The 18,887-nt window shown below is 69.5% G+C and carries 19 protein-coding genes and 1 other RNA gene; 10 read left to right on the top strand and 10 right to left on the bottom strand.

Annotated elements, in window-relative coordinates:
- Positions 1 to 6: 6 nt before the first annotated feature.
- Positions 7 to 423 (bottom strand): phage tail protein, encoded by a 417-nt coding sequence (locus Y958_RS01820; protein WP_088870675.1) that lies wholly within the window; start codon positions 421 to 423, stop codon positions 7 to 9.
- Between the two features lie 28 nt (positions 424 to 451).
- Positions 452 to 1,414 carry an NAD(+) diphosphatase gene (gene nudC / locus Y958_RS01825; RefSeq protein WP_338039121.1) on the bottom strand — a complete coding sequence of 321 codons (963 nt, stop codon included), beginning with the start codon at positions 1,412 to 1,414 and terminating at the stop codon, positions 452 to 454.
- Positions 1,415 to 1,548: 134 nt separating this feature from the next.
- Between nudC and ffs the strand changes: the two genes are divergently transcribed.
- The 4 genes from ffs (at position 1,549) to recR (ending at position 4,739) form a co-directional block, all read left to right on the top strand.
- Positions 1,549 to 1,646: signal recognition particle sRNA small type (gene ffs, locus Y958_RS01830), an RNA gene on the top strand.
- A 90-nt stretch (positions 1,647 to 1,736) separates the two neighbouring features.
- A complete protein-coding gene (locus Y958_RS01835; protein ID WP_088872422.1) occupies positions 1,737 to 3,671 on the top strand; it encodes a DNA polymerase III subunit gamma/tau in 1,935 nt (644 codons plus the stop codon).
- Positions 3,672 to 3,674: 3 nt separating this feature from the next.
- On the top strand, positions 3,675 to 3,998 hold the full coding sequence (locus Y958_RS01840) for a YbaB/EbfC family nucleoid-associated protein (RefSeq protein WP_088870677.1): 324 nt from the start codon (positions 3,675 to 3,677) through the stop codon (positions 3,996 to 3,998).
- 132 nt (positions 3,999 to 4,130) lie between these two features.
- Complete coding sequence (recR, locus tag Y958_RS01845; RefSeq protein ID WP_088870678.1) at positions 4,131 to 4,739, top strand: recombination mediator RecR; 609 nt, start codon at positions 4,131 to 4,133, stop codon at positions 4,737 to 4,739.
- 8 nt (positions 4,740 to 4,747) lie between these two features.
- On the opposite strand, the gene Y958_RS01850 is transcribed toward recR, so the two are convergent.
- The gene (locus Y958_RS01850; RefSeq protein WP_088870679.1) at positions 4,748 to 5,263 is read right to left on the bottom strand and encodes an energy transducer TonB; all 516 of its coding nucleotides are present in this window, start codon (positions 5,261 to 5,263) and stop codon (positions 4,748 to 4,750) included.
- 57 nt (positions 5,264 to 5,320) lie between these two features.
- On the bottom strand, positions 5,321 to 6,181 hold the full coding sequence (locus Y958_RS01855; protein ID WP_186291221.1) for an energy transducer TonB: 861 nt from the start codon (positions 6,179 to 6,181) through the stop codon (positions 5,321 to 5,323).
- A gap of 219 nt (positions 6,182 to 6,400) precedes the next feature.
- Between Y958_RS01855 and def the strand changes: the two genes are divergently transcribed.
- The 3 genes from def to truA all read left to right on the top strand — a co-directional run bounded on the left by def (position 6,401) and on the right by truA (position 8,716).
- Positions 6,401 to 6,907, top strand: coding sequence for a peptide deformylase (gene def, locus Y958_RS01860; RefSeq protein WP_088870681.1), 507 nt, complete (start codon positions 6,401 to 6,403; stop codon positions 6,905 to 6,907).
- A gap of 125 nt (positions 6,908 to 7,032) precedes the next feature.
- On the top strand, positions 7,033 to 7,974 hold the full coding sequence (fmt, locus tag Y958_RS01865) for a methionyl-tRNA formyltransferase (RefSeq protein ID WP_088870682.1): 942 nt from the start codon (positions 7,033 to 7,035) through the stop codon (positions 7,972 to 7,974).
- A 1-nt stretch (position 7,975) separates the two neighbouring features.
- Complete coding sequence (gene truA, locus Y958_RS01870; RefSeq protein WP_088870683.1) at positions 7,976 to 8,716, top strand: tRNA pseudouridine(38-40) synthase TruA; 741 nt, start codon at positions 7,976 to 7,978, stop codon at positions 8,714 to 8,716.
- 134 nt (positions 8,717 to 8,850) lie between these two features.
- Here the strand turns inward: truA and Y958_RS01875 are convergent, their stop codons facing one another.
- The 4 genes from Y958_RS01875 to Y958_RS01890 all read right to left on the bottom strand — a co-directional run bounded on the left by Y958_RS01875 (position 8,851) and on the right by Y958_RS01890 (position 12,419).
- Positions 8,851 to 9,444 carry a hypothetical protein gene (locus Y958_RS01875; protein WP_145727986.1) on the bottom strand — a complete coding sequence of 198 codons (594 nt, stop codon included), beginning with the start codon at positions 9,442 to 9,444 and terminating at the stop codon, positions 8,851 to 8,853.
- Between the two features lie 8 nt (positions 9,445 to 9,452).
- Positions 9,453 to 10,655, bottom strand: a complete 1,203-nt coding sequence (dapE, locus tag Y958_RS01880; RefSeq protein ID WP_088870685.1) for a succinyl-diaminopimelate desuccinylase — start codon at positions 10,653 to 10,655, stop codon at positions 9,453 to 9,455.
- Positions 10,656 to 10,660: 5 nt separating this feature from the next.
- Positions 10,661 to 11,506 carry a 2,3,4,5-tetrahydropyridine-2,6-dicarboxylate N-succinyltransferase gene (gene dapD, locus Y958_RS01885; protein WP_040847835.1) on the bottom strand — a complete coding sequence of 282 codons (846 nt, stop codon included), beginning with the start codon at positions 11,504 to 11,506 and terminating at the stop codon, positions 10,661 to 10,663.
- Between the two features lie 163 nt (positions 11,507 to 11,669).
- Entirely contained in the window at positions 11,670 to 12,419 is a 750-nt protein-coding gene (locus Y958_RS01890) for a pyrimidine 5'-nucleotidase (RefSeq protein ID WP_088870686.1), read from the bottom strand.
- A gap of 221 nt (positions 12,420 to 12,640) precedes the next feature.
- Here Y958_RS01890 and Y958_RS01895 point away from each other — a divergent pair, with 221 nt between their 5' ends.
- The 3 genes from Y958_RS01895 to Y958_RS01905 are packed head-to-tail and all read left to right on the top strand — an operon-like array spanning position 12,641 to position 16,985.
- Positions 12,641 to 14,341 (top strand): sensor domain-containing diguanylate cyclase, encoded by a 1,701-nt coding sequence (locus Y958_RS01895; RefSeq protein WP_088870687.1) that lies wholly within the window; start codon positions 12,641 to 12,643, stop codon positions 14,339 to 14,341.
- Positions 14,341 to 15,588 (top strand): DUF2336 domain-containing protein, encoded by a 1,248-nt coding sequence (locus Y958_RS01900; protein ID WP_040845722.1) that lies wholly within the window; start codon positions 14,341 to 14,343, stop codon positions 15,586 to 15,588. The genes Y958_RS01895 and Y958_RS01900 overlap by 1 nt, the downstream gene beginning before the upstream one ends.
- Positions 15,585 to 16,985, top strand: coding sequence for a DUF6880 family protein (locus Y958_RS01905; protein WP_088870688.1), 1,401 nt, complete (start codon positions 15,585 to 15,587; stop codon positions 16,983 to 16,985). The genes Y958_RS01900 and Y958_RS01905 overlap by 4 nt, the downstream gene beginning before the upstream one ends.
- A gap of 74 nt (positions 16,986 to 17,059) precedes the next feature.
- Here the strand turns inward: Y958_RS01905 and argB are convergent, their stop codons facing one another.
- A complete protein-coding gene (argB, locus tag Y958_RS01910) occupies positions 17,060 to 17,986 on the bottom strand; it encodes an acetylglutamate kinase (protein ID WP_088870689.1) in 927 nt (308 codons plus the stop codon).
- A 131-nt stretch (positions 17,987 to 18,117) separates the two neighbouring features.
- Entirely contained in the window at positions 18,118 to 18,786 is a 669-nt protein-coding gene (gene yihA, locus Y958_RS01915; protein ID WP_088870690.1) for a ribosome biogenesis GTP-binding protein YihA/YsxC, read from the bottom strand.
- Between the last annotated feature and the right edge of the window lie 101 nt (positions 18,787 to 18,887).

Genomic DNA, 18,887 nt, shown 5'->3' on the forward strand with positions numbered 1-18,887 from the left:
ACCCCGTTAAGGAGCGGAGATCACCAGGGTTTCGTAGGCGACCTCCACCGACTCCACGGCCACCTCGTTGCCTTCGGACTTCAGGTCCGTGCCGGTGAGCTTGGTCGGCCAGGCGTTGTTCAGGGTCCACACCCTCTTGGGCGCGCCGGTCTCGTCCAGCAGGCCGATCACCATCGTCTGGCGCGCGATGGTGTTCAGCTGGATCTGGTTGACCCAATTCCAAAGGGCGGAGTCGTTTGCCAAGACGCCCTTGCGCAGGGTGACGTTTCCGACCTTGCCCAAGACCGGCCCCGTGGCGGAGGCGGTGGCCTCGGTGTCCAGCCCCGTCACTTCCTGGAAGGTGGCTGCGATGGTGCCGCCCAACTGCACTGAGAAATAGAACTTGGGCAGCGGCCAGGTGCTGGTCTGCGTTTCCCCCGACATGGTGCTTTCCCCCGATTTGGTCGATCGCCTAAACCTCACCCTCCAGCCAATCCTCGATCAGGCGGCGGGCGATGCTGTCGCCGGGGGGAATGCGCAGGCTGCCGTCCGGGGGGCCGCTGCGCAGGCTGGCCTGGTACACCTCATCCCGGCTGAACCAGCGCGCGTCCTCCAGCTCCTCCAAATCCACCTTCAGCTCCGTGGTCACGGCGCGGGCGTGGAAGCCCAGCATGAGGGAGGAGGGGAAGGGCCACGGCTGGGAGGACTGGTAGCGCACGTCCGTCACCTGGATGCCCGCCTCCTCCATCACCTCGCGCGCCACCGCCTCCTCCAGGCTTTCGCCCGGTTCCACGAAGCCGGCCAGGGTGGAATACATGCCTTGGCCGAATCGGGCCTGCCGGCCCATGACGCAGCGGTCGCCGTCATGCACCAGCATGATCACCGCCGGATCGGTGCGGGGGAAGTGCAGGGTCTTGCAGTCGGGGTTGGTGCAGCGGCGGACATGCCCGCCCTCGATCACCTCGGTCACCGTGCCGCAGACGCCGCAGAAGCGGTGGCGCTGGTGCCAGCCCAGCAGGCCCCGCACATAGGCCAGCAGGCTGGCGGTGGACCGGTCCACCTGATGGGCCAGGGTGCGCAGCTCTGTCGGCGTGCCCAGGCCCAGCAGATCGGGGTGACCTTCCTCCAGCCCGGACAGGTCGACGGCGAAATGGGCGATGTCCCCCTCCACGCCCAGGAAGGCGGGGGCCAGGGTCGCGGCCTCGCGCCACCACGGGCTGCCGGGGTCGAGATAGGCCGGCCGCACCGCAGTCTCCGCCCCGTCGGGCACCCCTTGAGGCGGGGATGCCACCAGGAACTGGCCGCGCCAGACGGCCAGGAATCGGCTTTCGGGGGCCGCCAGGCGCTGGGCCAGCCAGTCGGCCTGCTTGCGGGCGACGGTGGCGCGGTCCAGGCCGGCGCCGGTGTAGAAGTTTTTCTGGGACCGGTTCGTCATGATCACCATTCGTCTCACGATGGGACCGGAGCGGGCAAGGCCACCCCTCGTCATGCGGCGCATCGGAAGGGGCGGGTCGGCCCTGCCGCCTTTTCACTTGCTATGGGGCGGGTCGATGCCGATATATGGCGGCGGGAGGTTGGCGGCGGACGTGTCCCTCGCCAACCCGGTCAGGTCCGGAAGGAAGCAGCCGTAACGAGTTTCGGCGCGGGTCGCATGTCCAGCCTCCCACCTCATAAAATGAGAAGCCCCTAGGCGGGCACCCGGCGCTCGCCGCCGGCGCGCCCTGTCCCTGCCAGCGCCGGAAGGGTTGAGCGATCCCGTGACCGATCAAAGCCCGCTTTCCTCCGCTTCCGACTCCGCCGCCGGTAATGCCGTTTACCGGGTCCTGGCCCGCAAGTACCGCCCCCGCAATTTCGATGAGCTGATCGGCCAGGACGCCCTGGTGCGCACCCTGCGCAACGCCATTCAGTCCGGGCGCATCCACCAGGCCTACATGCTGACCGGCGTGCGCGGCGTGGGCAAGACCACCACCGCCCGCATCATCGCCCGCGCCCTGAACTGCATCGGCCCCGACGGCCAGGGCGGCCCCACCGTCAGCCCCTGCGGCGTGTGTGAGCAGTGCGTGTCCATCTCGCAGGACCGCAACGTCGACGTCATCGAGATGGACGCCGCCAGCAACACCTCGGTCGACAACATCCGCGAGATCATCGAGGGCGTGCGCTACGCACCCGCCGGTGCCCGCTATAAGGTCTACGTCATCGACGAGGTCCACATGCTGTCGCGCAGCGCGTTCAACGCGCTGCTGAAGACGCTGGAGGAGCCGCCGCCCCATGTAAAGTTCGTGTTCGCCACCACCGAAATCCGCAAGGTGCCGGTGACGGTGCTGTCGCGCTGCCAGCGTTTCGACCTGCGCCGGGTGGACCAGGGCACGCTGCAGGCCCATTTCGGCCGTATCGCGGAGCAGGAATCGGTGCCGGTGGAGGCGGAGGCGCTGAGCCTCATCGCCCGTGCCGCCGACGGCTCGGTGCGTGACGGCCTGTCCCTGCTGGACCAGGCCATAGCGCTGGGCGGTGGCGCGGTCACGGGCCTGCAGGTCCGCGACATGCTGGGCCTGGCCGATCGCACTCTGGTGGTGGACCTGTTCGAATCGACCCTGTCGGGCAAGCCGGCCGACGCGCTGGCCGTGCTGGATGATCTGCACAAGCGCGGCGCCGACCCGGTAGTCATCGCCCAGGACCTGTTGGACTTCACCCATTTCCTGACCCGCGCCCGCGTGGTCCCCGGCACGGCCCAGGACCAGGGCATCCCGGAGATGGAGCGGGTGCGCGGCGGTGAGCTGGCGGCCAAGCTGGGCATGCCGGCCCTGGCCCGCGCCTGGCAGATCCTGCTGAAGGGCCTGGGCGAGGTGCAGCAGGCGCCGGTGCCCATGCAGGCCCTGGAAATGGTGCTGATCCGCCTGGCCTACGCCGCCGACCTGCCCAGCCCGGGCGACCTGGTGCGCAAGGTCATGGAGGGCGGCGTGCCCGCCGGTTCCCCCACGGGGGGCGGCGGCGCGCCGATGGGCGGTGGTGGCAATGGCGGCGGCGCCATGGCGCGCGGCATGGCCATGGCCGGCGGTGGCGGCAGCCCGAACGGCGCCCCCATGGCCGTCCTGCGCGGCGGCCTGGCCGGTGCGGTGAAGGCGGCTCCCGTGGTCGCTCCCGCCCCCGTGATGGAGCCCGTTCCGGATCTGCCCCCGGCCGATCCCAAGTCTTTCCGCGAGGTGGTGGAGCTGTTCGGCGCCCGGCGCGAGGGCATGCTGCAAGGCAACCTGTTGAGCATGGTCCACCTGGTGAAGTTCGAACCGGGGCTGATCGAGCTGCGGCCCGCCGCCATGGCCGTGCCCAACCTGGCCGGCCGCGTGGGCCAGCTGTTGACGGAATGGACCGGGCGGCGCTGGATCGTCACCGTCTCCAGCGCGCCCGGCGAACCCACGCTCAGCGACCAGGACCGCGCGGCGGAGAACCGCACCCGCGAACAGGCCGCGGCCAACCCCTTGGTGCAGGCCCTGATGGCCGCTTTCCCCGGTACCAGGATGGCGGCGGTGCGCGACCTGGACCAGCTGGCCGCGGCGGCAGCCAAGGCCGCCGCCGAAGAGGCCGCCCTCACCCCCGCCTTCCCTTCTTACGGCGATGGCGGTATGGATGCCCCCGACAACCCGTATTTCGACGCGCCGCCCGATATGAGCGACGGCGACTGGGAAGGAGATTTTTAGGCCATGAAGAACATCGGCCAGATGATGAAGCAGGCCCAGCAGATGCAGGCCAAGATGCAGGAAATGCAGGGCAAGCTGGGCGAGATCGAGGCCGACGGCCAGTCCGGCGCCGGCATGGTTCGCGTCGTGGTCAACGGCAAGGGCGAGCTGAAGAAGGTGAAGCTCGACAAGTCCGTCGTCGACCCCGAGGACATCGAGGTGCTGGAGGACCTGCTGGTCGCCGCCTTCAACGACGCCAAGGGCAAGGTCGAGGCGCACATCGCCGAAGAGACCAACAAGCTCATGGGCGGCCTGAAGCTGCCGCCGGGCATGAAGCTGCCGTTCTGATCGGCACGCCGACCTTCTGGGTATGATTCTGAACGCCGGGCCTGGCGACGGGCCCGGCGTCTTCATTTCTCCGGCTTGGCTCAAAACAAAGCAGGGCTGGAACAAAGCCGGCACAGCCCCTATCTTGGGGCCATGATCGGCCCTGAAATCGACCGCCTGATACAGCTGTTGTCGCGCCTGCCGGGCCTGGGCCCGCGCTCGGCCCGCCGCGCCGCCTTGCACCTGATCAAGAAGCGCGAGCAGTTGATGGATCCCTTGGCCGAGGCCCTGGCCGGGGCCGCCGCCCGCATCCGCACCTGCCCCGTCTGCGGCAACCTGGACACGGTCGACCCCTGCGGCGTCTGCCGCGACGCCTCCCGCGACCGCACCATCCTGTGCGTGGTGGAGGAGGTGGGCGACCTCTGGGCGCTGGAGCGCACGGGCGCCTATCGCGGCCTCTACCACGTGCTGGGCGGCACCCTGTCGGCGCTGGACGGCATCGGCCCCGACGATCTGGCCGTCCCCGGCCTGCTGGCCCGCGTGGCCCAAGGCACGGACAGCGTGGCCGTGCGCGAGGTCATCCTGGCGCTGAACGCCACCGCCGGCGGCCAGACCACCGCCCACTACCTGACCGACCGCCTCTCCGGCCTGCACGTCGCCATCAGCCGCCTGGCCCACGGCGTGCCCGTGGGCGGCGAGCTGGACTACCTGGACGACGGCACGCTGACGGCGGCCTTAAGGGCGCGGCGGACGCTGGGGTGAGGGCGCGGCTATCGATGGGGGCTCTTGCCGACATCGGGGAGTCGGAAGCGGTAGGCCATTTTTGTCGAAACAGAGGGGACCGCTTGGCCGTTCTCGATTGCCGGGACGCATCGCCACCGGCCGGATCGCGCGGCCTTTACCAGGGCCGCGTCCAATCGGTCGTGGGTGCTGCTCTCCATGACCCTGGCGTCATAGACATGGCCTTTGGCGTTACAGAAGGCGATGAAGACCACCCTGCCTTCTTCGCCCTGCTTTACCGCCGCCGCTGGATAAGCCGGCCGAAAACGGCGAAAGGACTCCGGATCAATCCTGGTGAGCGGCCGGTCTGCATACGGGGCTGCATTAGGGGGCGGCATGAAAGCGGCGAACGGCGGCGGTCCAAGAGCAACATTTGTGATTCCGATCTCGAATGCGAGATGGAACACCCGTTCGCTGGCCCGTTGAGGAACCGGTACCGTCGCGGGCCAACAGGCCAGCACTACCAGAACACCACTAATGACCGCGTGGGCCGCATCTGTCTGCATCCCGTTCCCCTCCCCCCGGATGACGATCGTTGCAGAGTTGGGGTCGATTGTCGCGGCTTAGTTTCCCCCCGGCGGCAACGCCGCTTTGTCCGCCGATGCCATCTCCGGCGGGGCGAACAGATAGGCCATCATGCCCCAGGAGGTGACAGCCGGTCCGTTCTTGGGGGCATGGGCGGGCTGGCAGGCAGCGCCGGTGGGGAAGGCGCGCAGCAGGGCGTCGTCCAGGCGTGCGCTGCCGGAGGAGCGGATCAGCCGCGCGCGCTGCACCGTGCCGTCGCGGCCGCAGAGGAAGGCGGCGGTGACGGTGCCCGTCTCCCGTCCCGCCAGGGCGTCGGCCGGATAGGCGGGGGGCTGGAAGGCGCCGGGGCTGAAGCGGGCCTCCAGCGTCATGGACCAGGCGGCGCTGTAGCCCTCCGGGTCCGTCGCGGCCGGGATGGCGATGTCCGGGTTGGCGGCGCGGGCCTCGGCCATCAGGGCCAGCGTCTCCTCCCGATCCAACTGCAGGGTGGTCTGGTGCGAGGGCGGCGGGGGCGGTTCGCGTAGCTTGAAGGTGTAGCGGAACCGGGCGCGGCCGGTGACGACCTCGCCGGTCTGGGTGTCGTGCCCGGGGAAGCAGCGCAGGCCGGGTACCACCGCCAGCACGGCGTTGTCCAGCCGCGCGAAGCCACTGGGCTCCACCACTTGGGGGTCGCTGACGACCCCATCCACTCCACACAGGACGCTGATGCCCACGCGACCTTCCTCGCCGGCCTGCACGGACTCAGGGGGATATTCCGGCGGCTTGAAGGAGGCGACGTCGAGGCGGGGCTTGGTGGCGTCGGGTGGCGTGGGTTGGTCGGCCGCCCCGGCGGCGATGGGCGCCAGGATTAGGCAGAGGATGGCAGGCAGGCGCCGGCAGCGGCGGTCTTGGATGGTCAAGCGCGTCTCCCCCGTTTCACGCATGATCCTAGCGTTAGAATAAACGGGCGCATGAGGCAACCGATGGGATGCGCGCGTCGCCGGTGAATACCCGCCCGCATACCCCCTGCGGCGCAACCGGGCCTTGCCCTGGCGGCCGGCTTCCCCTATCTCGCAGATGGGCGAGCGTTTATACTCATCGCCCTCACTCACCAGCCGCCTGATCCGGACACGACCCCCATGGCCCTCCTGCCCATCCTCACCGTTCCCGACGCCCGCCTGAAGAAGAAGTGCGCGCCCATCGCCAACGTCGACGGCCGCGTGGTGAAGCTGATGGATGACATGCTGGAGACCATGTACAAGGCGCCTGGCATCGGCCTGGCCGCCCCGCAGATCGGATTGCTGGAGCGCATCATCGTCGTGGACGTGTCCGAGCATAAGGAAGGCGCCAAGGAACCCATCGCCATGGCCAATCCGGAGCTGCTGTGGCTGTCGGACGAGACCTGCGTGCACAACGAGGGCTGCCTTTCCATCCCTGAGATCTACGCCGACGTGGTGCGGCCCAAGCAGATCCGCGTGCGCTATGTCGACCGCGACGGCAGCGTGCAGGAACGCGACTGCGACGACCTGCTGGCCCGCTGCATCCAGCATGAGGTCGACCACCTGAACGGCGTGCTGTTCATCGACCACCTGTCCTCCCTGAAGCGCAACATGATCATGCGCAAGGTGTCCAAGGCGGGGCGGTAATTTTAGTTTTCCTCAAGCGCCGGCGCGGCCATCCGGCCGCTTGGCTATCCTCGCTCCGCCCTGCGGTGCTCGCTCCGGGGCCCGCAGTCGCGGGCCTGTAAATCGGTTGCACCTTTGAGGCCGCCATGACCCGCCTGCGCCTAGCCTTCATGGGCACGCCCGACTTTTCCGTTCCGGTGCTGGACGCGCTGGTGGCGGCCGGGCATGAGGTCGCCTGCGTCTACAGCCAGCCGCCCCGCCCCGCCGGGCGCGGGCACAAGGAGCAGCTGACGCCGGTGCACGCGCGGGCGGCGGCGCTGGGTATTCCCGTCCGCACGCCGCGCACCCTGCGCAAGGAAGAGGCCCAGGCGGAGTTCCGCGACCTGAACCTGGATGTGGCGGTGGTGGTGGCCTATGGCCTCATCCTGCCGCAGGCGATACTGGACGCGCCGCGCCTGGGCTGCCTGAACATCCATGCCTCGCTGCTGCCGCGCTGGCGCGGTGCCGCGCCTATCCAGCGCGCCATCCTGGCCGGTGACGCCGAGAGCGGCGTCACCATCATGCAGATGGAGGCCGGGCTGGACACCGGCCCCATGCTGTTGGAGGAACGCATCGCCCTCACCCCGCGCATGACCGCCAGCCAGCTGCATGACGGCCTCTCCGCCATGGGCGCCCGCCTGATCGTCACGGCGCTGGACCGCCTGGCGGCCGGCGACCTGCCCGCCACGGTCCAGCCGGAGGAGGGCGTGACCTACGCCGCCAAGCTGACCAAGGAGGAAGGGCTGCTGGACTTCACCAAGCCGGCGGCCGAGCTGGACCGCCAGGTGCGGGCGCTGACCCCCTGGCCGGGCACCTGGTTCGAGGCGGCCCTTGAGGGTGGTACGGTTGAGAAGATCAAGGTGCTGGCGGCCGAGCCCGTGGCCGGCACCGGCGCTCCCGGCACCCTGCTGGATGCCAACCTGACCGTGGCCTGCGGCGAGGGCGCCTTGCGCCTCACCACCGTGCAGCGCCCGGGCAAGGGCCCCGTCGAGGGGGCGGCTTTCCTCCGCGGCTTCCCGCACCAGCTGGGCCAGCGGATCGCCCAGTGACATGACGAGGTGGAAACTCACCGTCGAATATGACGGCCGGCCCTACCAAGGCTGGCAGTTGCAGCCGCATGGCCCCTCCGTCCAGGCCTGCCTGGAAGAGGCCATCCGGCGGTTTTCGGGCGAGGTGGTGCGGGTGCATGCCGCCGGCCGCACCGACGCCGGCGTCCACGCCCTGGGCCAGGTCTGTCACTTCGACCTGGAGAAGCCGACCAAGGCCGACACGGTGCGCGACGCCCTGAACTTCCACCTGCGGCCGGAGCCCGTGGCCGTGGTGAGGGCGGAGGCGGTGGATGACGACTTCCACGCCCGTCTGTCCTGCAAGGGCCGCGCCTACCTCTACCGCATCGTCAACCGCCGGGCGCCGCTGGCGCTGGACATCGGCCGCGCCTGGCACGTGCCCACCGTCCTGGACGCCGACGCCATGAACGAAGGCGCCCAGCGCCTGGTGGGCAACCACGACTTCACCAGCTTCCGCGCCAGCATCTGTCAGGCCAAGAGCCCGGTGAAGACGCTGAGCCTGTTGACGGTGAGCAGCGTGGGGCAGGAGATCCACATGGTCGCCCGCGCCCGGTCCTTCCTGCACCACCAGATCCGCAACATGATAGGCACCCTGCGCCTGGTGGGCGAGGGCAAGTGGACGCCCGACGACGTGACCCGGGCGCTGGAAGCCCGCAACCGCGCCGCCGCCGGCCAGACGGCGCCGCCCGATGGGCTGTACTTCACCGAGGCGTGGTACGAGTAGCCCTACGGAATGAGCCGGGGCCTTATCCCGTAATGGGACGCGACCGCGTCCGCCGGAAGTTTCTGGGGAAGCAGTGGACTGGAAACTGAGGAAGCCAAGGCCACGGATGTGGCCGCCCGGCGATAGGGGGAAAACTAACTGACAGCCATCAGCGGCCCATGGACCAGGGTGGTCGTCAGGTCGCTGACGACCACGTCCAGCAGCACGAAACCGGTGGCGGTCAGCCAGCCGCAGCCCAGCACGGCCCGGGTAACGTAGGCCTCGTAGAACAGGCTCCAGAAATAGGTGACCGCCATGATGGCCGCCCCCATGGGCATGGACAGAAGGCCGCTGTGCGCCAGCACTGCCAGGGGCAGCGCCACGAGCAGGGCGATGATGCCGCTCCAGTTGAAGGCGGCGATGAAGCGGGGGAACAAGGCCCCGTTACCCTGCAGGTGCAGGATACGCTCCACCATCAGGAAATAGCCGAAGGTGCCGATCAGGTAGGCCAGCAGGGTGGCGGGAATGGCCCGTGCCACGGGGATGGTGGCGAGCGCGGTGCCGTCGCCCAGCGGCGTCAGTGGGTGGCCCATCCAACGCTCCACCGTATCCAGCGCCACCACGCCAGGCAGCAGGGCCAGGAAGACCCAGAAGCTGCGCAGTGCGCCCGCGCGGTCGGCCGGGAAGCGGGCGGCGGCCGTCTTATCCAGGAAGACCAGGCGCAGGGCGCCGGCCAGACTGCGGCCCAATTCCCCCATCACGCGGCGGTGCCGGTGGCGGCACCCTGGGCGGCGAACCAGTCGGCCAGAACGCGGGCGTAGATGTCGGTCAGGCGGGCCAGGTCGTCGACGGCGATGTGCTCGTCCACCTTGTGCATGCTGGCGCCCACGCCGCCGAACTCCACCACCGGGCAGTGGTTCTTGATGAAGCGCGCGTCGGAGGTGCCGCCGCTGGTGCTCAGTTCCGGCTCCAGCCCCGTCACGGATCGTACCGCTTCCGCAACGATGGCGCTCAGCTGCCCCGGCGGGGTCAGGAAGGCGTCGCCGCTGACCGCCACCTTCACGTCCCAGGACCCGCCCACCTCGGCCAGGACGCCGCGCACGTGCGCCTCCAGGCTGGCGGGGCTGTGCAGGTCGTTGAAGCGGACGTTGAACACCGCCGTGCCCTTGGCCGGGATGATGTTGGTGGTGGGATTGCCCACGTCGATGGTGGTGATCTGCAGGCTGCTGGGCTGGAAGTGGGGCGTTCCCTGGTCCAGCGGTTCGCCCGACAGGCGGCTCAGGGCCTGGGCCAGACGGGGCAGGGGGTTGTCGGCCAGGTGGGGATAGGCCACGTGCCCCTGGGCGCCCAGGCTGGTGATGGTGAAGGTGATGCTGCCCCGCCGGCCGATCTTCATCATCTGGCCCAGGCGCTGCGGGTTGGTGGGCTCCCCCACCAGGCAGGCGTCCAGGGCCTCGCCCCGGTCCTGCAGCCAGCCCAGCACCTTGCGCGTGCCGTTGATGGACGGGCCTTCCTCATCCCCGGTGATCAGCAGGCTGAGGCTGCCAGTTCTGGGCAGTCCGGCGGCCTTATGCCGGGCCACGGCGGCGATGAAGGCGGCGATGGCCCCCTTCATGTCCGAGGCGCCCCGGCCGAACAGCCGGCCGTCGATGATGTCGCCGGCGAAGGGCGCCACCGTCCAGGCCGCCTCATCCCCCACCGGCACCACGTCGGTATGGCCGGCGAAGCAGAAGTTGGGGCCGGCGTCGCCCAGCCGGGCATACAGGTTCTCCACCGGCGCCGTTCCTTCTTCCGTGAAGGGCAGGCGGTGGCAGGTGAAGCCCAGGGCGCCCAGCACCCCCTCCAGCACGCCCAGGGCGCCGGCGTCCGCCGGCGTGACGCTGGCGCAGCGGATCAGCGCCTGGGCCAGCGCCACCGGGTCGGTGGCGTCCAACGGCGTGGGAAGGGGGCTGGCGGCCATGGGGATCAGTCCCGCAGCAGGTCGTTGATCGAGGTCTTGGCCCGGGTCTGCTCATCCACGCGCTTGACGATGACGGCGCAGTACAGGCTGGGGCCCGGGGTGCCGTCGGGCAGGGGCTTGCCGGGCATGCTGCCGGGCACGACGACGGAATAGGCGGGCACGCGGCCCATGAAGACCTCACCGGTGGCGCGGTCGATGATCTTGGTGCTGGCGCCGATATAGACGCCCATGGACAGGACGGCACCTTCCTCGACCACCACGCCCTCGACCACCTCGGACCGGGCGCCGATGAAGCAGTTGTCCTCGATGATCACCGGGCCGGCCTGCAGCGGTTCCAGCACGCCGCCGATGCCCACACCGCCCGACAGGTGGACGTTGGCGCCGATCTGGGCGCAGGAGCCGACGGTGGCCCAGGTGTCGACCATGGTGCCCTTGCCCACGCGGGCGCCGATGTTGACGAAGCTGGGCATCAGCACCACGCCGGGGGCGATATAGGCGCTGCGGCGCACGATGGCGCCGGGGACGGCGCGGAAGCCGGCGGCGCGGAAGCGGGCGTCGTCCCAGCCCTCGAACTTGGTGGGCACCTTGTCGAACCAGGTGCTGCCCCCCGGCGCGCCGGGCATCGGCGCGCTGTCCGTCAGGCGGAAGGACAGCAGAACGGCCTTCTTCAACCACTGGTTCACCACCCAGGCGCCGTCCACCTTCTCCGCCACCCGCAGGTCCCCCCGATCCAGGGCCGAAAGCGCCTCGTTCACCGCGTCGCGGGTGGCGCCGGTGGTGCTGGCGTTCAGGGTGTCGCGGGTTTCCCACGCTTGCTCGATATGGCTCTGCAGGTCGGTGAAAGCGGTCATGGGGCGTCGTCCGGATGGCGCCTGGTCGGCGGCTTTGGGGGCGGAGGTGTCCGATTAAGCGGGGGGACAATGGCGGGGGGCTTCGACCCCTGTCAACGCCCCCGGCGGCAGGCCAGACCCTACTTTAGCAGCCTCTCCCGGACATATTCTTGCGTGGACGGGCCTACTTGGGGCCGGCCAGGTCGGCCACCACCTGGGCCAGCCAGGCGGGCACGTCGGTGATGCGGTGCTGCACATAGGGCAGCGCCGCGGGCGGCGCGTCGGGATTGGGCAGGGAAAAGGGCGAGTCCGTTTCCACCAGCACGGTGGCCATGCCCAGCGCCCGGGCCGGTTCCAGGTTGCGGGCGATGTCCTCCACCATCACGGCGCGGGTGGGGTCGATGCCGTGCCGCTGGATCAGGGTGGTGTAGGGCAAGGCATCGGGCTTGGGCGTGAAGTCGGCGGCCACGATGTCGAACACGGCGTGGAACTGGTCGGCCACGCCCAGGCGCCGCATCACATTCTCCGCATGGCCGGCCGAGCCGTTGGTGTAGATGATCTTGCGCCCTGGCAAGGCCGCCAGGCTTTCCGCCATGGCAGGCTGCGGCAGAATGGCGCTGACGTCAATGTCGTGGACATAGTCCAGGAAGGGCCCCGGCTGCACCCCATGGTTCAGCATCAGCCCGCGCAGGCTGGTGCCGTACTGGCGGAAATAATCCTTCTGCAGGCGCTTGGCCGCGTCGGCGTCCAGCCCCAGCGCCTCGGCGATATAGGCGCCGATGCGCACGTCGACCTGGGCGAACAGGTTGCACGCCGCCGGATACAGCGTGTTGTCCAGGTCGAAGATCCAGGTGTCGACATGGGCGAAGGGGCTGCCCATGGGCGCATGGTCGGCGGGGGTTACGGTCAGGGGCGCGGTGGTGTCGGTCATCATGGCCCCCACCATGGGCCCGCCGCCCGTTCCGGGCAAGCCGGGACTACCCGCCGACGGGCGGCTCGCATCCTATCCCGACGCGGCACAGGGTGCCCGTCCGGGCCTGTTGCCGCCATCCGGGGAGTAAGCTACTCCTTTGGTGAGGCGGGCTTGCCGGCCCAGGTGTTTGAGCCCAAGGACTTGGGATGGGCGGGCGGCTGTTGGGCGCGCGAGGCGGGGGCATGGGTTCCGATTTGATCGATGGCCAGGCATTGCTGACGGGGTGGGCCGGTCCCGGGCTGGTGGTCGACGCCGAGGGCCGGGTCACCGCCGCCAACGCGGCGGGTGCCCAGCTGTTGCTGCGTGACGACGGCTGGCTGGATCTGCTGTCGCGCTGGGTGGCGGATGGCGGCGTGCTGCAGCCCGGCACCCATTCCAGCCCCTTGCCGGACCAGGAAGTGGTGGAATGGACGCCGTTGGCGCTGCCCCCCGACGGGGCGGGCCATGCGCAGTACCTGCTGCTGGGGCGCATGGCCACCCTGGAACGCCGATTGCGCCAGGCGCTGACGGAATCGCGCCAGCGCTATAAGGACCTGGTGGAAATCTCCAGCGACTTCGCCTGGGAAACCGGGCCGGACGGGCGCTTCGCCTTCGTCTCCCCCGCCGGGGCCATCGGCTATAGGCCGGACGACCTGGTGGGCCGCCACCCCAACGACTTCCTGCTGCCGGAGTTCGACGACGGCCTGTCGCCGTTCGAGGCGCGGGACGCCATCGAGCGGGTGGAGGTCTGGTTGCGCGCGGCGGACGGCCGCCCCGCCTGCCTCATCTCCTCCGCCCTGCCGCTGACGGGGCCGGAGGGGCAATGGGTCGGGGCCCGCGGCGCCTGCCGCGACATCACCGACGCCCGGCTGCGTGCCATGGAACTGGCGCAGGTGCGCCTGCGCGAGCGCTACCTGGGCTACATCGTCTCCTCCACCCGTGACGACGTCGACCCAGCCCGCACGCTGGAGATCGCGGCCGGCGTGGCGGTGAACGCCACCGGCGCCGCCGGGTCCGCCCTGCGCGCCCGGGTCGAGGGGGCGGACAGCTACGTCCCCGTGGGCGTGGCGGAAAACATTCCGGCGGAGCTGGAGGCGACGCTGGCCGAATTGCCCCACCGGGCGGCGGAAAGCGAGGGGCCGGTGACGGTCACCGCCGCCGGTTATGACGTGCTGGCCGCCCGTACCCTGTTCCGGCACGAGGTCAACGGCGCCGTCCTGGTGTGGCGGCCCACGCCCGAAACGGCCGCCGACAACGGGCAGGGCGGCTGGTCCGCCGACGATCTCTCCATGGCCCACACCATCGCCGACCATGTGGGCGCCGCCATTGCCCAGGCCCGCTACCAGGAACGGCTGAAAACATTGTCGGAGCGTGACGGCTTGACCGGCCTGTACAACCGCCGCACCGTCATGGAACTGCTGGGCCAGCGCCTGGGCGCCAAGACCGGCGGCGCCTCCGCCCTGCTGTATTTCGACCTGGACAACTTCAAGGCGGTGAACGACCTGCGCGGCCACACCGCCGGCGACGACGTGCTGCGCGCCGTGGGCGACTTGCTGCGCCGCATGGCGCGGCCGGGCGACCTGGCGGGACGCCTGGGCGGCGACGAGTTCGTGCTGTGGATCGACCGCGTGGACGAGGCCCAGGCCCTGTCCGTGGCCGACCGCCTGCTGCGCGAGGCGGCGGAATTCCTGCGGCCGCTGTCCGCGGGCCCGGAGAAGCCGCTGGGCGTCTCCATCGGCGTGGCCGTCCACCTGGGCGGCGGGGGCGAGCCGGTGCAAAGCCTGGTGGACCGCGGCGACCAGGGCATGTACGCCGCCAAGCGTTTGGGCAAGGGCCATCGCTGCCTGTCGCCCGCCTATAGTGACGACACCGGGAAAGAGGGTCCCGGGGAAAAGGACGAGTGATGGGCGGACTGGACTACGATACCGCCAAGAAGCTGGCTACCGGCGATGCGGCCGACCGGCGTTTCGTCGCCTCGCGCGCCGAGACCCAGCCGGAAATCCTGTATCTGCTGGCGACGGACAAAAGCGCCGAGGTGCGGCGAGAGATCGCGCTGAACAGTTCCACGCCGCGCCAGGCGGACATGATGCTGTCCACCGACGTGGACGAGAGCGTGCGCAGTGGCCTGGCCTCCAAGATCGCGGCCCTGGTGCCCACGCTGTCCGCCGACCGGGTGGGGCAGATCGAGCGCATGACCCTGCAGATCCTGGAGACGCTGGCCCGCGACCGGGCGGCGGCGGTGCGCGGCGTCATGGTGGCGGCGCTGAAGGATCTGCCCAACGCCCCGCCCACGGTCATCCAGCAGCTGGCCCGCGACCTGGATGCCTCCATCTCCGGTCCCGTCCTGCGCCACTCCCCCATCCTGACCGACGACGACCTGCTGGAGATCATCGCCGGGGCCCCGGAGGATGAGCGGCTGTGCGCCATCGCCGAGCGTGCCGACGTCAGCGTCGCCGTGTCCGACGCCATCGTGCAGACGGAGCGCGAGGCGGCGGTGGCCAGCCTGCTGGGCAACGCCAGCGCCCAGATCCGGGAAGAGACGCTGGACCGCATCCTGGATCTCGCGCCCAAGCATGAACCTTGGCACGCCCCGCTGGTGCGTCGCCCCCACCTGCCGCCGGCGGCGGCCGCGCGCATCGCCGGCTTCGTCACCGACAGCCTGGTCAAGGTGCTGGAAAGCCGCAGCGACCTGCCGGCGGAAACCCGCCAGGCCATCACCCAGGCCGTGCGCCAGCGCCTGCCCGCCGCCAAGACCGGCGCCGGAACGGGCAACGGCCTGGTGGATGAGGAGGAAGCGCCCAAGGAGCGCCCGGCCGACCGGGCCCGGCGCCTACACAAGGAAAAGAAGCTGACGGAGGATACGGTGACCATGGCCCTGGGCCAGGGCGACCGCGGCTTCGTCATGGCCTCGCTGGCGCTGCTGTCCGGCCTGCCCCAGCCCATCGTGGAAAAGATCATCGCCGGCCAGAGCCCGCGCGGCGTCACTGCCCTGTGCTGGAAGGCCAAGCTGACCATGCGCGCCGCCCGCCAGGTGCAGATGCGCCTGGCCCAAATCCCCCCGTCCAATGTGCTGAACGCCCGCGAGGGCACCAAGTACCCTATGACCGACGACGAGATGAAATGGCAGCTGGAATTTTTTGGGGTTGAATGATGGCGCGTAAACCTGCCCTGTCCGTGGAGTCCCTGGTCGCCCTGGGGCCGGAGAAACTGGCGCAGATCATCCTGGATGAAGCGGCCGACAGCGCCCCCTTCCGCAAGCGGGTGAATGCCGCCCTGGCGGCCCTGAAGGGACCGGACGCGGTGGCCAAGCTGATCGATCGCCGTCTGGGCGCGCTGGAGCGGGCGCAATCCTTGATCCCCTGGGAAAAGGAAAAGGCCTTCGTCGCCGACCTTCAGGCCACGGTGGACACCATCGTCAAGGAACTGGCGCCGGCGGACGCCTTCGCCGCGGTCAACCGTCTGTTGCGCTTCCTGGGGACGCAGGAGGATGTGCTGGAGCGTACCCCTGATTCCGGCGGGCGCATGGGCAACCTCTATTGGGAGGCGGCGGAGTCCGCGAATGGCCTGCTGGAGCGGCTGAAGCCGGTGGAGCGGGCCCAGATTGCCGAGTGGCTGACCGTCGCGCTGGAATCAGACGATTATTCCTTGTTCCTGCGCGTCGCCCTGGCCCTGGCGCCCCTGCTGTCCGATCCCCAGCGCAAGGATTGGGAAGCGGCGCTGGCCAAGGTGGGCGGCGACCGGGCGGCGCCCATAGAGGTGCGCCAGGCCCTGGCCGAAGCCCGGGGCGACATGGACGCGGTGATGGCGCTGGAGGCGCAATTGCCATCCTGGCGTCAGAATCCCATGCGCTTGGCCGAGCGGTTGCTGGCGGCGGGACGGCATGAGGACGCGCTGAGGTGGATTCGCACCGAGGACAAGCCCAACCGGCTGATCGTGGCGACCACCGCCGAGCTGATGGCCGGTACCCTGCCACGGCGAGGATCCCATCCCGACAAGATTCGGCTGGAAGCCAAAATCCTGGACGCCATGAAGGATCGCGCCACCGCCCAGGCGCTGCGCTGGCGGGGCTTCGAGGCCACGTTGGATGCCGGCCTGCTGCGCGATTACATCGATAAACTGGATGACTTCCAGGAGTTCGATGAGCTGGACCGGGCGTTCGCCGTCGTCGCCGCCTGCAAGGATCCGCACAGGGCGCTGGACTTTTTCATCCGCTGGCCCCGCCTTGACTTGGCGGCCAGCCTGGTCTTTGCCCGGCGTGGCGAGTGGAGGGGCGCCTACTACGAGGTGCTTTCCGACGCGGCGGTGGCGCTGGAGGACGGCTTCCCCCTGGCGGCGACCGTTCTGTACCGCGTGCTGCTGGACGACATCCTGGGTCGCGGTGTCTCGGCCGCTTACGGCCATGGCGCACGGTATCTGGCCCGTCTTGGCGCCCTCGCGTCGCGCATCGAGACCTATGCAGACCTGGACAACCACACCACCTACGCCCTGCGCGTGCGCAAAGACCATGGCCGCAAGGCGTCGTTCTGGAGTCAGGTGGCGCCCGGCTGAGCCTTGGGCTCAAACGAAAACGCCGGGCGGATCACTCCACCCGGCGTTTCGCGTTTCAAGGACCCTGGGGCCGCTTATTTGTGCCCGATGAGCGTCCCGGCGCCGCCCTCGGTGAAGATTTCCATGAGGATGGCGTGCGGCACGCGGCCGTCCAGGATGACGGCGGCGTCGACGCCCTTTTCCACCGCCTGGATGCAGGTTTCGATCTTGGGGATCATGCCGCCGCTGGCGGTGCCGTCGGCGATCAGGGTCTTGGCCTGTTCCACCGACAGCTCGGGGATCAGGGCTTTGTCCTTGGTCAACACGCCGGCCACGTCGGTCAGCAGCAGCAGGCGCTTGGCGTTCATGGCGGCGGCCACGGCCCCGGCGGCGGTATCGGCGTTGATGTTGAAGGTCTCGCCATGCGGGCCGAAGCCGATGGGGGCGATGACGGGAATCAGGCCGGCGTCCTGGATGCGGCGGATCATGCCCGGGTTGACGTTGAAGGGGTCACCCACGAAGCCCAGGTCCAGCACCCGCTCGATATTGCTGTCGGGGTCGCGCTTGGTGCGCAGGACCTTGCGGGCCTCGATCAGGTTGCCGTCCTTGCCCGACAGGCCGATGGCCTGGCCGCCCTGGTCGTTTATCAGCTGCACCAGCTGCTTGTTGATGGAGCCGGACAGCACCATCTCGACAATCTCGACCGTCTCCTTGTCGGTGACGCGCAGGCCGTCGATGAATTCCGACTTGATCTTCAGCCGGTCCAGCATCTGGCCGATCTGCGGCCCGCCGCCGTGCACCACGATGGGGTTGATGCCCACCTGCTTCAGCAACACGATGTCGCGGGCGAACATTTCGCCCAGGCGCTCGTCGCCCATGGCGTGGCCGCCATACTTCACGACGAAGGTCTGGCCGGCGTAGCGGCGCATGTAGGGCAGCGCTTCCGACAGGGTCAGGGCCTTGCCCAGCCACTCCTCGCGGGAGGCGGCCAGGGAGGAGGAAGCGGCGGTGGCAGCGGTCATCGGCTCGGGATCCGTGTCACGGGAATGGAAGGGCGGTTCGTATCTATACCCGACCCGGCCCTGGGGCAATCCCCCGTTACGGCCGGTGCGGCGATGGGGACCAGCATAGCGGCGCCGGCCGTTCGTGCGTGTTACGGATTGGCTAAAGCCGCCAGGCTGGCCCGCAGTTCCGGCACGCCCTGGCCCGTCTCGCTGCTGGTGAACAGCACCTCGGGATGGGCGGCGGGGTGCTTCTTGATCGCGGCCTGGGTGGCGGCGTGCACGTGGTTCAGGGCCAGGCGGGTCAGCTTGTCGGTCTTGGTCAGCACCACCTGGTAGACGACGGCGGCGTTGTCCAGCATGCCCATGACTTCCATGTCGATGGGCTTGAAGCCGTGGCGGCTGTCGATCAGCAGGCAGCAGCGGCGCAAGGTCACCCGGCCCTTCAGGTAGGCGCGCACGAACTCGTTCCACGCCTCCACCTTGTCCTTGCTCTCCTTGGCGTAGCCGTAGCCCGGCATGTCCACCAGCGACAGCCGGTCGCCCAGGTCGAAGAAGTTCAGCTGCTGCGTCCGGCCGGGGGTGTGCGAGGTGCGGGCCAGGGTCTTGCGGCCGGTCAGGGCGTTCACCAGGCTGGACTTGCCCACGTTGGACCGGCCGGCGAAGGCCACCTCCGGCAGGCCCTGCGGCGGCAGGTTGTCCTTGGCCGAGGCACCCCACTTGAACTCGCATTCCTTGGCGAACAGCAGGCGCCCCTGCTCCAGCGCCTCTGGCGAGATGGGGGTCAGGGCGGGCAGGGGGGGCAGCGGCTTGGTGGCCATGGGCCGTACTCTCTCATGATCTGGAAATGGCGCGGGGGCATGGAACCTTGTCCCATGCCCCCGGCGGTATGAAAACAGGTCTTACACCAGCGGTGTGCGGC

The organism is Nitrospirillum viridazoti CBAmc (assembly GCF_000730165.1).
Classification (GTDB): Bacteria; Pseudomonadota; Alphaproteobacteria; order Azospirillales; family Azospirillaceae; genus Nitrospirillum; species Nitrospirillum viridazoti.